The organism is Arthrobacter sp. MYb221, from assembly GCF_002979835.1.
Lineage (GTDB): Bacteria > Actinomycetota > Actinomycetes > Actinomycetales > Micrococcaceae > Glutamicibacter.
In genome coordinates, this window is record NZ_PCPW01000008.1 from 1 (window position 1) to 14,646 (window position 14,646).

Genomic DNA, 14,646 nt, shown 5'->3' on the forward strand with positions numbered 1-14,646 from the left:
GCGTCCCATTCCGAGGTGGCGAAGCTGCCCTCCGTAACGTAGCGTCAGCTTTCCGTCCTTGTCCACGGTGTCTGTTCTGATGCGCCGTTCGTCCTTTGGAAGCGGTTTCGGAACGGCTTTCGCTGTTGCCGTGTAGCGCAGATATGGTGGTTTCCTCCCCGCTGCTTTGTGTGGCCTTTCCATGTTGTAGACGTGCTTGAATTCCTCAAGTTGCTCGTTGAGTTGGGCGACGGTTTTGGCCCGTGGTTGGGCATTGAGCCAGAGCTTGAGCGTGCGATGGAATCGTTCAATCTTGCCCTGGGTTTGAGGGTGGTTCGGTGAGCCGTTGATCTGCTTGATGTCCCATTCCTGGAGCAGCTTCTCGAACTGGTTCTTCGCTGGTTCATCTCCGTTGATCTTGCCGGTGAAGCGGGTGGTGAAAACCAGTCCGTTATCGGTCAATGAGGACTGTGGCCGGCCGTGTTCCTCGCAGGCTTGGGTGAACTGTTTTGCTACGTGGTGCCCAGTCACGCGCCGGTATGCGCGGATGCTGATGAGGAATCTGGAGTGGTCATCGATGTAGTCCAGGATTTCGGTGTCGCTGCCGTCGGCCAGTCTCCAGTGGGTGAAATCCGATTGCCACATTTCGTTGGGGAGCGCGGCTTCGAAGCGGATCAGGGAGCTTTTCGGGCGTTTTTGGGGTTGGTCGGTGACGTGGTTGGCTTGGCGCAGAATGCGGTGGACGGTGGATTTTGAGGGTGCGGTCAGGCCTTCTGTTTCCAGGAGGATTTGGATGGTTTCTGCTCCGGCGTCGAGGCCTTTGGCGGTGAGGTTTTGGCGGTGGAAGATGATGCGGTTGCGGGTTTTCTCTGGTGTTCTGTTGGGTGATTTTTTGGGTTGTTTAGACCTGGAGTCGAATGCTGCCTCTCCTTCGAAGGCGTAGCGTCGCACGAGCTCTTTGACCCAACATCATGACAGCTCATTCGGAGACGTTGAAATGGTGGGCTGCCGCTTTGGCGTTCATGGATCCGTGAACGACCGCGGTGATTATTTGTTTGTTGTGTGTTCTCACAATTTCTGAGAGTGAACGATGTCCAAGGACAGGGTGCGTTGCCACGCCGGGGAAGGGGGGGCTTTGAACTTTACGTGCAGTGTCAGATCTGGTGTTGGGATCAGGTTTTCCCGGGGTGTGGGGGTGGAACGATGTCCCGCGACATGGGTGAAGGATGTCTTGAGACCCGACACCCTATCCTCCGCCAAAGGAAACCCCCGAGAAATCGGGGGTTTTCGCATTTAAGTCCGGGCTTGGGAGTAGCATCCCGACGCGCAAGGTAATCGAGGGGACAGCGAATCGCTTTTCCTCCATCATGTGGGAGATTGAAAATGGGTTGCAGGTTCGCAGAACTGGCCGTTGACTGCAAGAATCCGGTACTGATTGCCCGTTTTTGGGGCGAGGTCTTCGACTATTCGGTGCTCAGCGAAGAAGCCGGCTTGGTGACGATAGGTCCTGCCGAGGCAACTAAGGACTCGCAAGGCCCGGTCTTGACCTTCGCTCAGGTGCCGGAGGAGAAAACGATCAAGAACCGCGTGCATCTCGATGTGCGCCCGGTCGACTGCACGCAAGACGAAGAGGTCGAGCGGCTCTTGAGTCTCGGTGCGAAATATGCGGAAGTCGAATCCAGTGATTTCCCATGGATCGTCTTGCTTGACCCGGAAGGCAATGAATTCTGCGTTTTGTCGGAGCAGGAGGCCTAGGCAGGCGCGAAGAACGCCCCCATCCGGTAGCATGGATCTTCACGCAGTGCGTGATTTATGTCACCAAATGGGGGTTGTGGCTAGCTTGGCAGGGGACGTCCGTAAAGCCGTAGTTATCGAGCACGAGTTTGAGGTTCGAGCGGTGCTGTCGCGCCTGCTAAGACAGGTTGGATTTGTCGTGCACGAGACCTCCTCTGGAGAAATTGGAGTAGAGCTAGCCGAACGAATCAACCCTCAGGTGATAGTGGTTGGGTCCGGACTTCGGGACATCGACGGCCATGAGACCCTGCGCCGGCTCTCAAATCGCGTTAGTGCCCACTTGCTTGCGGTGCTTGAATCCGATGAAGAATTCGATGTCGTGCACTCCTTTGACGCGGGGGCCGATGGCGTGATGTCCAAGCCGCTGCGAGAGCGGGAATTCAGGGCACGAATCGATTCCTTCGTGCGCCGCCAGGCCAGCACCAGTAGGTTGCTGGCCTTAGGCGAGAGCCAGAGGGGTCGAATACTTAGCCATCGAAATCTAACGCTGAACGTCGTGACGTGGCAGGTAATGATCGATGCAGAATCGGTGGAGCTGACCGCCACCGAATTTTCCTTGCTGCGCGCGTTGCTGCTGCATCCAGGGCATGTGCGGAGCAAGAAGGAACTGGCCCGAATGCTGAATGACGAGGATGGGGCAGGTGCGGTGGACCTATACGTGTCACCCGCCGCCGTGCGAAGCATTGAAGTGCATATCGCAAATCTGCGACGAAAACTGGGCGATTCGGCGCGAACGGAGCTGTGGATCGAGACGGTGCGCGGGGTCGGATACCGGATGGTCGGCGAGCAAAACTCGCGTTCCTAGCCGCAGCGAAACATTGAGCGAATCTTGAGCATCCGATAATCAACCCTTGAGGATTATCGAGCAGAATAATCACCATGGCCCTGAGCCATAGGGGTGCTGTGCTGAATGAGGTTAGATCTTGGGGGATTAACTGGCTGCCGCGCAAGGCGGCAATCATTACTGGTACCCATTTGAGTGCGTGAAGGCTTCGAAATGGTAGCGCAATACCAAGTCGAAGCCTTCACGCATTGTGGTTAGGCCGGCGGCTAGGCGCTGGTTTTTTTGTTGCTCAGTTCCGGGTAGTGAATGGCAGCGGTTTGCGGGTGAGCGCGCAGCCAGCCCTTGAGCACGTTCGCACCGTAAGAGGCGAGCATCGCATTATGCGGATCATCCGATACGCCGCGCGCTACGGCAGCGAGTTCCGCCGGAAGCTGCACCTTGTCGACCACCGCGTCCAGGCGCGGGGAGTAGAAAAACGGCACCGAGTAGCGGTCGACGCCAGCTGGCGGGGCGACCACTCGGTGGATGGTGGCCATCAGATAGCCGTCGGTGGCCACTTCGAGCATCTCGCCGAGGTTTACCACCAGCGCGCCCGGGGTCGGCGGCACCGCGATCCATTCCTCCTGGCCGTAGGGCTGCACTTGCAGTCCGCCCACCTGGTCCTGAAGCAGCAAGGTCACGAAGCCGTAGTCCGCATGCAGACCCACGCCCTGGTTGCCGGCGTCGGGTACGACGTCGCCGGAAACATAGTGCACCAGCTTGCCCATCCATGACGGGGTGTCGGCGAATGGCTCGTCGAAGTGGTCTTCGGGCAGGCCCAGGCCCACGGCGATGGCCGCGAGCAGCTCGTGCCCGGTCTGGTTCATCAGCTCGGCCCACGCCAAGGCGCGTTCCTCAAGCTGCGGGAAATCTGCCGGGAACTGGTTGGGCCCCTGCAGGTTCAAATAAGGCTTGTCGGCAGGCACCTCGGACAGGGTCTCGCGCTCCGGTCCGTAGTCGATCTGCTCGCGGGCATCGGCTCGGCCGCGGGTGATTTCGGTGCCCATGCGGGTGTAGCCGCGGAACTGGGCGCTGTTGCGGTTGTCGAGCTTGATCTTCTCAGCGACGGGCTTCTTGAAGAACTCGGCAATCGTATCCAGCAGTTCCTGGTCTTGGTTCGCCTGCGAGGCGTAGCCAACGATCTGGAAGAACCCTACGCGGTGCGCGGCATCGCGCAGCGCTGCCACGAAGGCTTCGTTGAAGCTTCCGTCGGCGTTGCGTGAGGTAGAGATGTCGAGGACTGGGATCTCGGTGACTACGTTGTTCATACACCTAGACTGCACCCAAAAACTCAATTGTTACTAGCGTCCGTTACGCCGGGTTCCTCCAAGTTTCTCCCGTCGTAACAATCCTTGCTTTTTGCTTCATAGAGGCGCAAGCTACGCGATGGCGAATCTTCCGAGGGGTTTACGCCGGGTGTTCACGGTACTGCCCGTCACCTGTTCACGCGCTGGGCGTCCGCGATGAATAATGCGCCCCAACGCCTGGGAATGTGTTTTTGCCGGCGGGTTTCCATATGCTTGGAAGGTGATCTTCCGAGCCGTTGGCGCTTCGCGCCCTTACCCAGAGCATCAATTAACTACCTCTCGGCAGTGGAGCGAGATTCCGCCGCAGCAGGTGAAGCTCGACGAATTGGTGACCACGAAAACGGTGCTCGATTTGGAGGCGCTGCTTTCGGAAGACTCGACCTTCTACGGAGATCTTTTCCCCCACGTGGTGCGTTGGCAGTCGGTGCTGTATCTGGAGGACGGGCTGCATCGGGCGCTGCGCTCGGCCTTGCACCATCGATCGGTGCTGCACGCAAGGGTGTTGGATTTAGACGCCTAACGGGTAGGCTCGGATCAAGATAGCCTCAGGGCGCAGGCCGAAAGGTGCGCAGGGAAGGTAGGCCAATGACCGAGCCGAAGGATCGTCGCGATCCAAGCAGTTGGCATGGGCAGCATATCGTCAGCGAGTCCGAGCTGGCCTTCCAATCGGATCTGCAGGCCAAGAAGCGCCGCCGCACCCGGCAGAACGTGGTGTTCTCCGTGATGGCATCGCTCGTTGTGCTCGGTTTTGTGGCCGCGGTGCTGATTTTTACCGGCAATTGGCCGCTGGCCGAGGAACCGGCGGAGGATGCGGTGGCCGATACGCCGGTCACCATCGAAAATCCGGTATGCCCCGACGTTGAGTTCAAGGTGCAGGATCCAGCCTCGGTGCAGGTCCGGGTGCTGAATACCACCGGAGAATCGGGGCTGGCGGGGGCGACCGCAGAAACGCTCAAGGAGCGCGGCTTTACCATCACCTCGATCACCGAATCAGCGAGCGACTACGCAAACGAGGTGGGTGCGGTGATCGCCGGACCCAAGGGCTACGCCCAGGCGCTGAGCGTTCAGCGCCAGCTGCCCGGGGCGGTGTTCGTCTTCGACAAGGAGCGCCGTGATGCGCGCATCGACCTGGAGGTCGGGGCGAAGTTCGAGGGGCTGGAGAAGGAACGCAAGCTCAATGACGCCCCCGGAAAGCTGCACTGCGCCGAGTCGAAATAGCGGCGGCGAAGATCTCCGGGGGCTGTCGTTGCGCTCAGCCGGTGCGCGAAGCTAGTTCACCGCTCCGGCATGCACCTGGGCCAGCGCATTGGTGAAGGCCTCGGCCGGTTGCGCCCCGGAGATCCCGTATTTGCCGTCGATGACGAAGAACGGCACTCCGCTGATGCCCAGCTGGCGGGCCTGGGCGATGTCCGCGTTTACTTCCTCGGTGTAGGCCGGCGAATCGAGGGTCTCCTGCACTTCTGCCTCGTCGAGTCCCACCTCGGCCGCAAGCGTGGCCAGCACCTGGCGGTCGCCGGTGTCCAGGCCGCGTTCGAAGTTCGCCGAAAGCAGCGTCTCCTTCAGCTCGCTGCCCTTGCCCGCGGACTTTGCGTGCTCCAGCAGGCGCAGCGCGGTGAAGGAGTTCGCCGGGCGCAGCGCGTCGAAGTTGTAGTTCAGTCCTTCGCCGGCCGCCTGTTCGGTGACATGCGCCAGCATCCCCTTGACCTGCTCGGGATCCATGCCCTTGACTTCGGAGAGGTACTGCACCTCGTCGCCGTCGTAGCGCTCCGGAAGGGTGGGGTCCAGCTGGTAGGCGTGCCAGAAGACGTCGACGTTCTCGGAGAATTCGAACTGTTCTACGCCCTTTTCGAAGCGGCGCTTGCCAATGAAGCACCAGGGGCAGGCGATATCGGACCAGATGTCCACACGGACTCGTTTTTCACTCATGCAAGCTTCAACAATTAGCCGCTGCGCAACATTCCCGCCGCGGCGATGGCAAGATGGAATAGGCAGAACCTATGCACCGTCAGGAGGACGATGGCCAAGTCGTTGAGCTATAAGGGCATTATTTTTGCCGGCGGAATCACCATGATGGCGGGCTTCGTCGACGGGGTGGGCTTCTTGCACTTCTCCGGTTATTTCCTCTCCTTCATGTCCGGGAACTCCACCAGATCCTCCGCGGCCCTGGCCACCGGAGACGCGAGCGGATGGTGGTTGGCCATGGGATTTGTGGCGAGCTTTGTCTTGGGGGTCATGCTCGCAACCCTGTTTTCCGCCCGGGCCACGCGCTACCGGCGGCCCCGGGTGATGTATCTATCCGCCACCCTGCTGCTGGGCGCGGCCGTGCTGGGTGCGGCGGGAAATGTGCTGACCGCCTGCCTGCTGGCGGCAGCCATGGGCGCGGTCAACGTCAGCTACACGCGCTCCGGGGAGGTTTCGCTGGGGCTGACCTATATGACCGGCACCCTGGTGAAACTCGGCCAGCATCTGGCCGGGGCGCTGTCCGGGGCGAACCGTGCGCTGTGGGTGCCCTACGCGATCCTGTGGGCGATGATCACCCTCGGCTCGGTCTGCGGGGCTTTCGCCTATCTGCTACTGGGATTGGACGCCCTGTGGTTGGTGGCCGGGGGCATGCTGGCCTGGGCCAGCCTGGGGCTGTGGCGCGAGCGCCGATTGGATAGCACCGCCCTTTAAACCATGCTGCCCCCGCGGACCGGGGCGGTCCGCGGGGGCAGCATGTGGCGTGCTCCGGAAGTTATTTGCTGGAAACCAGCTCGGCTTGCGGGGAACGGACCAGGAACTTGTAGGCCACCGCGAGCAGCACCAGCCAGCCGGCGCCCGCGTAGAGCGCAATGCGGGTCTCGGCGCTCAAGGCCAGCAGCACAACCACGAAGGCCATGAACACCAGCGCGATCCAGGCGCTGGCGGTGCCCCCGGGAACCGCGAATTCGCGGTCCACCAGGACGCCGGACTTCTCCTGGCGGCGCATGGCCAGGTAGGAGGCGAGGATCATGATCCACACCCAGACGGTGGCGAAGGTCGCGATCGAGGCGATGATCATGAACAGCGATTCGGGCAGCAGGGCGTTGAGCAGCACGCCGACCAGCAGCACGATGGACATGATCAGCACCGTCATCCACGGCACCCCGTGGCGTGAGATCTTCGCGAAGGAAGCCGGCGCGTGGCCCTCGCGGGACATCGCGAACATCATCCGCCCGGCGCCGAAGGTGTCCGCGTTGATCGCCGACACCGCGGCGGTGATGACCACCGCGTTGAGCACGTGGGCGGCCGCCGGGATGCCCAGCGCGTCGAAGATCTGCACAAACGGCGAGGCCGAACCGTCGATCTGGCGCCAGTCGAAGAGCATCATCACGATCGCCAGCGAGGCCACGTAGAACAGCAGGATGCGCCAGGGTACGGTGTTGATCGCCGCGGGCACCGACTTGCCCGGATCCTCCGCTTCGCCGGCGGTGATGCCGATGGTTTCGATGCCGCCGAAGGCGAACATCACCACGGCGAAGGACAGCAGCAGTCCCATGAAGCCGTTGGGGAACAGCGTGCCGGCGCTCATCAGCGTGGCAAAGCCGGTGGCCGTTTCGGCGTCCGGGGCGTTGAAGCCGAAGAGGATCAGCGCGGCGCCGCCGATGATCATCGCGATGATCGCGGTGACCTTGATGACCGCCAACCAGAATTCGGTTTCGCCGAAGACCTTGACCTTCATCAGGTTGATCGCGGCGATCAGCAGCACCACCGCCAGCACCCAGATCCACTGCGGCACCTGCGGGAACCAGAAGCGCATGTAGATGCCGAAGGCGGTGACGTCGGCGATTGCCACGATCGCCATCTCGAAGGTGAACGTCCACCCGGTGACGAACCCGGCGAAGCGGCCCAGGTAGCGCGAGGCGTAGTGGGCGAAGGATCCGGAGACCGGATGCTTGACGGCCATCTCGCCCATGGCGCGCATGACGATGAATACCGCCGCGCCGCCGATCATGTAGGCGAAGAGCACGGCCGGGCCGGCTGCCTGGATGGCGGCGGAGGAGCCGTAGAACAATCCGGTGCCGATGGCCGAGCCGAGGGCCATGAAGCGGATGTGGCGGGCCGTGAGCCCGCGGGCGAGGGACGCCTTGATATCGGTCACGATGAAATACTCGGATCTACTTTGAGGTGCATGCGATCTGCGGCCGGAGACTTGAAGGTTCAAGCCAGCCGCTGCCTCAAGCATCTTACGTGCTGCCGGAGGCGCGGCGGGGCGCTTTGTGGCGAAGCTCTAGCGTGAGATAGCTCATCCGCAGGGGGCAGGCACCGGGTGCCCGGTGGCAGAATGGCCCTATGGAACTCGGATTTATCAGGCATGGACAGACCCGCTGGAACCTCGAAGGCCGATTGCAGGGAAGCAGCGATATCGCCTTGAACGACACCGGGCGCGGGCAGGCCCGCGAGGCGGTGGCGGTGCTCGGCGCCGGGCGCTGGGACGCGATCGTCTCCTCCCCGCTGAGCCGCGCGCGGGAAACGGCGCAGATTATTGCCGACGGGTTGGGGCTGGAGCTCGGCCCGGCCTACGATCTGCTGATCGAGCGGGACTACGGCGAGGGCGAAGGGGTGCTGGAGACCGAGGCGGCGGAGCGCTGGCCGGGCAAGCTGGGCGGGGGCATCGAAGCGCTGGAATCGGTGGTGGACCGCGGGCTGCGCGCGATCGAGCAGATCGCCGCGGACTACCCGGGGCAGAACGTCGCGGTGGTCTGCCACGGCACGATCATCCGCTACACGCTCTCGCATTTCGCCGGCTACAAATTAGATACCATCCGCAACGGCTCGGTGGCGATCCTCGCCCGCCGCGCCGCGGGCTGGGAGCTGGAACTGGTCAACGACCGGGTGCCGCAGCCTCCGGTCACCGCACCGTAGCTAGCCGCCCACGGTGCGCCGCACGCTGCGCGCAAGCGACGAGTCGGCCTGCCGGTTCTTGACCGTGGCCAACCAGGAACCCAGGCGCAGGTAGGCCGCGGAGCGCACCGGCGCGGCGGAGAGGAACACGTCGTGCAGCGCATCGGGCAGCCGCACCAGGTGCAGCTCGCGGCCCAGGTTGATGCTGCGCTGCGCGACCACCTGCACGTTCAGCGCCACATCTGAGCGGGTGGCCGCGTCACTCCAGCGCGGCAGCAGGTAGTCCCGGGCGCTGAGCATCACCAGCACCGGCTGGCGCAGCTCCAACCCCTTTTTCACCTTCGCCTGGGCGGCGAATACCGCGGAGATGAATCCGGTGCTGAGCGTGAATCCGTTGGCCGGACGCCATTGCAGGTCATAGTCCCATTCGCCCTCGAAGCGGTTTGAGACGGTGCGGGTGTAGAAGCCCGGGTCGATGGTTGGCAGGTTCCGGTGCGGATTGCGCCCGCTGGCCACCGCCAGGAGCTTCGCCAGGGCGGTGCGCCCCAACTCGGAGGCCTGGAATTCCAGCCAGGGGCTGTTCAGCGCCAGCGCGTCCACCTTTGCCGGGTGCGCCGCGGCATACAGGGCGGCGCTCAGCCCGCCGGTGGAATGGGCGAGCATCACGAAGCGGGTTCCCGGGTGGGCGCTGGAGATGATCCGGTGCGCCGCATCGAATTCCTCGAAGTAGTCCTCCAGATCGGTGATGAACCCCGGGGTGCTGTCCGCGGTGAGGTTGCGCCCGTAGTTGCGCAGATCCAGCGCGTAGAAGTCGGCTCCCGCGGTGCTCAGGAACTGCGCCAATTCGCGCTGGAAGTAGTAGTCGGACCAGCCGTGCACGTAGAGGATCGCCAGCCCGCGCAAGGGCGGGGCGAATTGCGGCCGCGCGGATTTCGGGCGGTGGCGGATCAGCGTCGCGGTTGACCCGTCGGACAGCGGGAGCGTGCGCCGGGCGAAGCCCTCGCCCAGGAGGTCCGCCTCCCAGCGGCCGGCGGCGGGGGAACGAAATTGGAAGGCCATGGAAACATCCTACGGGGCACGAAAAACGGCATCCCCCGGATGAGCTGGTTACCATCCGATGAATGCCGTTATTCGTGGCCGTACATTGGTAGTGCTCAGTCCGCTTGCGACGTGGGTCGCCTAGGTGCAGGAAACTTCTTGACGATTCACAGCAACAAGATGAACAACAATGCTGAGACTGCTGAAGCAACCACACAAGCCACCCAAGAGTAGAAAAATCCCGAGTAGCAAACAGTCATGACAACAAATCCGGTGGACCATGATGCGGCTTCTCGAAGAGGCTTGTTGCCTAGAAGTTTCGACTTGAGTACAGCTTCAATGATTCCGGCGACAATCGCAGTCGCAATCAACGTGCCCATCGCCCAGTAAACGAACCAACCAGCAATATCTTGACGAACTTGTTCCATTCCAAAAATCAAAATTGAACTTCCGATGCCCGCCGAAAGCGGAAGCGAGATGAACACCAAGACTGCAAAGAGAACCAGTATCACCCAGAAAATCGCGATGGCCTTGTTCAAAGGTTTATCGTCGTCGGTAGTTTCAGCCACAAATTCTCCATACCATTTAAAACGTCTAACTTACCATCTGGCTGGTATCAACTAGATGATGATGTTCATGATGACCCACGCCGCGTCCTTCGCAAGGTCATATGGAATTCCAGCTGCTTGGAACGCGATGATCAACTCATTTTCGGATTTCAATTCCGCTTTGCGAACGAGAAGCGCCAGAGGTCGAGCGGTCAATGCCTAGCATGGCGTGGCAACTACGGGGCACGAAAAACGGCATCCCCCGGATGGGCTGGTTACCATCCGATGAATGCCGCAATTCGTGGCCGTACCGCTTCGCTTGTTGAGTTCAGGCGCGTGCAGCCGAGTTGGTGTCCTGGACTAGCCCGCCATCTCGTAGGCCGGAGCCGGGGTGTCCAGGTAGCGCAGGTAGGCGTTCTTGGTCAGGAAGGTCGGGAAGTCGTCGCGCAGCGCGCTGGCCTCGAAGATCTCCACCGCCTGCTCGAAGCGGTCCCCCTCGAAGCGCTCGATCCGCTCCATGGTTTCTTCGGCCAGATCCTGCACCCAGCGGCGGGTGATGATCTCGCCCTCGTCGGTGATGGCCGACTGGTGGATCCACTGCCACAGCTGGGAGCGGGAGATCTCCGCGGTGGCCGCATCCTCCATCAGGTTGCGAAGCGCCACCGCGCCGTTGCCGCGCAGCCAGGACTCGATGTAGCGGATGGCGATCTCGATGTTCTCGCGGATCCCGCGCTCGGTGATCCGGCCCTCCAGGCCTGCCACGTTCAGCAGCTCGCTTTCGGAAACTTCCACGTCCTCGCGGGTCCGGGAGATCTGGTTCGCGTTGGCGCCCAAAACCTCGTCGTACACCTCGCGGGCCACCGGCACCAGGTCCGGGTGGGCCACCCAGGAGCCGTCGAAGCCGTCGTTGGCCTCGCGGGACTTGTCCTCGGAGACCTTCGCGAAGGCGAGCTGGTTGATGGAGGCGTCCTTGCGGCTGGGCACGAAGGCGCTCATTCCGCCGATGGCGCTGGCGCCGCGGCGGTGGCAGGCACGGACCAGCTGCTCGGTGTAGGCGCGCATGAACGGGCTGGTCATGGTCACCAGGTCCCGGTCCGGGAAGACGAAGCGCGGGCCGCGGGAACGGAAGTTCTTGATGATCGAGAAGATGTAGTCCCAGCGTCCGGCGTTCAGCCCGGCCGAGTGCTCACGCAGCTCGTAGAGGATCTCCTCCATCTCGAAGGCTGCGGTGATGGTCTCGATGAGCACCGTGGCGCGGATGGTGCCGCGATCGATGCCCAGCAGCTGTTGGGCCTGCAGGAACACGTCGTTCCACAGCCGCGCCTCCAGGTGGTTCTCCAGCTTCGGCAGGTAGTAGTAGGCGCCGCGGCCCGAATCGATCAGCCGCTGGGCGTTGTGGAAGAAATGCAGGCCGAAGTCGACAAAGGCGCCGGCGATCGGCGTCCCGTCGATCAGCAGGTGCTTCTCCGGCAGGTGCAGCCCACGCGGGCGGACCACGATGGTTGGCAGCTGCGACAGCTCGTAGCTGTGCAGCTTGTAGTCCCGGCCGTCCGGGGCGGTGAAGTCGAGCTCGCCGTCCAGCACGCGCAGCAGGTTCACCTGGTTCTTGATCACGTTCTGCCAGGTCGGTGAGCAGGCGTCTTCCATGTCGGCCAGCCACACGTTCGCGCCGGAGTTCAACGCGTTGATCGCCATCTTGCGCTCGATCGGTCCGGTGATCTCCACCCGGCGGTCCTCCAGGCCCGGAGCGATCGGGGCCACCTGCCAGCTTGAATCTTCGCGGATGTGGCGGGTTTCCTCCAGGAACTTCGGGTCCTTGCCATTGGCGATGCGCGCCCGATTCAGCTGGCGGCGCTGCATCAGCTCGGCGCGGCGGCCTTCGAACGCCTGGTGCAGGGCGGCGATGAATTCAAGGGCCTGTGCGGTGAGGATCTGCTCCTGGTAGCGCACTGGGGTAGCGGTGATCTGGATCGGGTTCAGGGAGGTGGGGGTTGACATGATCTTTTCCTTAAAAGTTTGAGGGCGGTGGGGCCGGCGTCATTGCCGGCCCCACCGTCCGGACCGCTGGGGTCCGAGTTAGTGGAACTGGCCTTCTTCGGTGGAGCCGACCAGAGCGAGGGTGGAGGCATTGGGGTTCAATGCCGTGGCGATCGCGTCGAAGTAGCCGGTGCCTACTTCGCGCTGGTGCTTGGTTGCGGTGTAGCCGCGGGACTCGGAGGCGAATTCGCGCTCCTGCAGTTCGACGTAGGCGCTCATGCCTTCGCGGGCATAGCCCTCGGCGAGGTCGAACATCGAGTGGTTCAGCGCGTGGAAGCCGGCCAGCGTGATGAACTGGAAGCTGAAGCCCATCGCGCCGAGTTCGCGCTGGAACTTGGCGATCGTCGCGTCGTCCAGGTGCTTCTTCCAGTTGAAGGAAGGCGAGCAGTTGTAGGAGAGCATCTGATCCGGGAAGTCGGCCTTGACCGATTCGGCGAACTTGCGGGCCATTTCCAGGTCCGGGGTTCCGGTTTCCATCCAGATGAGGTCGGAGTACGGAGCGTAGGCCTTGGCGCGGGCGATGCATGGTTCGATGCCGTTGCGGACCTTATAGAAGCCCTCCGCGGTGCGCTCGCCGGTGATGAATTGCTGATCGCGTTCGTCGACATCCGAGGTGATCAGGGTTGCCGCCTCGGCGTCGGTGCGGGCGATGACCACCGAGGGAGTGCCGGCCACGTCGGCCGCCAGGCGGGCCGCATTCAGCGTGCGGACGTGCTGCTGGGTAGGGATCAGCACCTTGCCGCCGAGGTGGCCGCACTTCTTTTCCGAAGCCAGCTGGTCTTCCCAGTGGACTCCCGAGGCACCGGCGGTGATCATCGACTTCATCAGCTCGTAGGCGTTCAGCGGGCCGCCGAATCCTGCCTCGGCATCTGCGACGATCGGGACCATCCAGTCCTCGACGCTTTGGATGCCCTCGGAGAATTCGATCTCATCTGCACGGAGCAACGCGTTGTTGATGCGGCGTACGACCTGCGGAACCGAGTTGGCCGGGTAGAGCGACTGGTCCGGGTAGGTCTGGCCGGAAATGTTTGCATCCGCGGCGACCTGCCAACCGGAGAGGTAGATGGCCCGCAGGCCGGCCTTGACCTGCTGGACCGCCTGGTTGCCGGTCAACGCACCCAGTGCGTTGGTGTAGCCGCCGGTCGGGGTTTCTTCGGTCAGCTGCTTCCACAGCTTCTCGGAGCCACGCTTGGCCAGGGTGTGCTCTTCCTGAACCCGGCCCTGCAGTTTCACGACGTCGGCTGCGCTGTAGTCGCGGGTGGTCCCGCTCCAGCGTGGGTTGTTCGCCCAATCGTTTTCGATAGTTGTGATGCGGTTGTCGATCGAATTCTGCTCGGTCATTGTTCTGGCCCCTTCGCCCACATGTTGGTGTTCGCCCGAATCGGAGAGATGCGGTGAACTTCTTCGTGACACTTACTTTTCCGTAGATGCAAGGGGGCGAATAGGGGTATTCGAGGGAAAGATTCGCGGTTCTTCGAGAAAGCTGAAAAAAGTAGGTTTCTTCGCATGAATAAGTGAAAAATGGCAGAAATGGTTGATTTGGAGACTTCGTAATCTGAAGAAGTGTTTTTCTTGAGGAATGAAGTGGTGGCGGTTTGGGGTTTTTGGGCGCGCCAAAGGCAGCTAAGTCAGGTGTGTGCGATCTATGGCGGTTACGGCAGGTCTAGCGAAACGACGGCCATGAATCCGCGCCCGGAGATCGTCGGTTCGGCCGCATCACCGCCGATGACGGTATCGCGCAGTTCGAGCTTGCGCTCTTCGCCGTGCAGCGTCAGGACGCCGTTGCCCTGCAGCATGATGCCCAGCTGGCCATCGAAGAGGTACTGCTCGCGCTTCTTGGAAAGCTCAACGATGCGCACCGTGCCGCGTACTCGCTCGGGCCGGGTGAGCAGATGCAGAACCAGCAGCTCCTGTGCGGGCTGGCTGGTTGTCACCGGGTTGGCCGTTTCAATTTTTAGGGGGCGCAGCGGTTCCAGGCCTTGCGCCTGCCCGTCGACGTCGAGCTGGAGAAAATCTCCGGCTAGCAGGGTGAGCACCTGCGAGGTCCCCGCGTTGTGGAAGGACCCGGCCTTTTCGATCGAGCGAATCGATAGTTGCCAGCTGCCCGAATCTTGGGATGCCGCGGTGAGCTGCCCGCCGTCCGTCAATTCACCGGCGCAGATCTGGCGGATCTGGCCCAGCTCCCACTGCTTCTTGCTGCTCTGGGCAAGCGGGGTGACGGAACCTGGCAGGAATTGCTGGGGAGCTTCACTCATGG

Annotated in this window: 15 protein-coding genes; 6 read left to right on the top strand and 9 right to left on the bottom strand. The window is 62.2% G+C overall.

What is annotated here, in order from left to right:
• On the bottom strand, positions 1 to 930 hold a 930-nt coding region (locus tag CQ015_RS10980; RefSeq protein ID WP_105650116.1), incomplete at its 3' end, for an integrase core domain-containing protein.
• A gap of 432 nt (positions 931 to 1,362) precedes the next feature.
• Here CQ015_RS10980 and CQ015_RS10985 point away from each other — a divergent pair.
• On the top strand, positions 1,363 to 1,734 hold the full coding sequence (locus tag CQ015_RS10985) for a VOC family protein (RefSeq protein ID WP_105650117.1): 372 nt from the start codon (positions 1,363 to 1,365) through the stop codon (positions 1,732 to 1,734).
• Positions 1,735 to 1,810: 76 nt separating this feature from the next.
• Positions 1,811 to 2,578, top strand: a complete 768-nt coding sequence (locus CQ015_RS10990; protein ID WP_181150403.1) for a response regulator transcription factor — start codon at positions 1,811 to 1,813, stop codon at positions 2,576 to 2,578.
• Between the two features lie 245 nt (positions 2,579 to 2,823).
• Here the strand turns inward: CQ015_RS10990 and CQ015_RS10995 are convergent, their stop codons facing one another.
• Positions 2,824 to 3,864 (bottom strand): isopenicillin N synthase family oxygenase, encoded by a 1,041-nt coding sequence (locus CQ015_RS10995; protein ID WP_105650119.1) that lies wholly within the window; start codon positions 3,862 to 3,864, stop codon positions 2,824 to 2,826.
• 259 nt (positions 3,865 to 4,123) lie between these two features.
• Between CQ015_RS10995 and CQ015_RS11000 the strand changes: the two genes are divergently transcribed.
• Both CQ015_RS11000 and CQ015_RS11005 read left to right on the top strand, forming a co-directional pair.
• A complete protein-coding gene (locus tag CQ015_RS11000) occupies positions 4,124 to 4,423 on the top strand; it encodes a type II toxin-antitoxin system VapB family antitoxin (protein WP_181148438.1) in 300 nt (99 codons plus the stop codon).
• Positions 4,424 to 4,488: 65 nt separating this feature from the next.
• Positions 4,489 to 5,121, top strand: a complete 633-nt coding sequence (locus CQ015_RS11005; protein WP_105650120.1) for a LytR C-terminal domain-containing protein — start codon at positions 4,489 to 4,491, stop codon at positions 5,119 to 5,121.
• Between the two features lie 51 nt (positions 5,122 to 5,172).
• Here CQ015_RS11005 and CQ015_RS11010 read toward each other — a convergent pair whose 3' ends face one another.
• A complete protein-coding gene (locus CQ015_RS11010; protein WP_105650121.1) occupies positions 5,173 to 5,829 on the bottom strand; it encodes a DsbA family protein in 657 nt (218 codons plus the stop codon).
• Between the two features lie 90 nt (positions 5,830 to 5,919).
• On the opposite strand from CQ015_RS11010, the gene CQ015_RS11015 reads away from it, so the two are divergent.
• A complete protein-coding gene (locus CQ015_RS11015) occupies positions 5,920 to 6,576 on the top strand; it encodes a YoaK family protein (RefSeq protein ID WP_105650122.1) in 657 nt (218 codons plus the stop codon).
• A 61-nt stretch (positions 6,577 to 6,637) separates the two neighbouring features.
• Here the strand turns inward: CQ015_RS11015 and CQ015_RS11020 are convergent, their stop codons facing one another.
• Entirely contained in the window at positions 6,638 to 7,966 is a 1,329-nt protein-coding gene (locus CQ015_RS11020; protein WP_258138352.1) for an amino acid permease, read from the bottom strand.
• 248 nt (positions 7,967 to 8,214) lie between these two features.
• Here CQ015_RS11020 and CQ015_RS11025 point away from each other — a divergent pair, with 248 nt between their 5' ends.
• On the top strand, positions 8,215 to 8,787 hold the full coding sequence (locus tag CQ015_RS11025; protein ID WP_105569736.1) for a histidine phosphatase family protein: 573 nt from the start codon (positions 8,215 to 8,217) through the stop codon (positions 8,785 to 8,787).
• Here the strand turns inward: CQ015_RS11025 and CQ015_RS11030 are convergent, their stop codons facing one another.
• The 5 genes from CQ015_RS11030 to CQ015_RS11050 form a co-directional block, all read right to left on the bottom strand.
• The gene (locus CQ015_RS11030; RefSeq protein ID WP_105650124.1) at positions 8,788 to 9,825 is read right to left on the bottom strand and encodes an alpha/beta hydrolase; all 1,038 of its coding nucleotides are present in this window, start codon (positions 9,823 to 9,825) and stop codon (positions 8,788 to 8,790) included.
• 146 nt (positions 9,826 to 9,971) lie between these two features.
• A complete protein-coding gene (locus CQ015_RS11035; RefSeq protein ID WP_105650125.1) occupies positions 9,972 to 10,373 on the bottom strand; it encodes a hypothetical protein in 402 nt (133 codons plus the stop codon).
• A 339-nt stretch (positions 10,374 to 10,712) separates the two neighbouring features.
• Positions 10,713 to 12,350: a malate synthase A gene (aceB, locus tag CQ015_RS11040; protein ID WP_105650126.1), complete on the bottom strand. Its 1,638-nt coding sequence runs from the start codon at positions 12,348 to 12,350 to the stop codon at positions 10,713 to 10,715.
• Positions 12,351 to 12,428: 78 nt separating this feature from the next.
• The gene (gene aceA, locus CQ015_RS11045; protein ID WP_105650127.1) at positions 12,429 to 13,730 is read right to left on the bottom strand and encodes an isocitrate lyase; all 1,302 of its coding nucleotides are present in this window, start codon (positions 13,728 to 13,730) and stop codon (positions 12,429 to 12,431) included.
• Between the two features lie 311 nt (positions 13,731 to 14,041).
• A complete protein-coding gene (locus tag CQ015_RS11050) occupies positions 14,042 to 14,644 on the bottom strand; it encodes a HutD family protein (protein WP_105650128.1) in 603 nt (200 codons plus the stop codon).
• Positions 14,645 to 14,646: the final 2 nt, after the last annotated feature.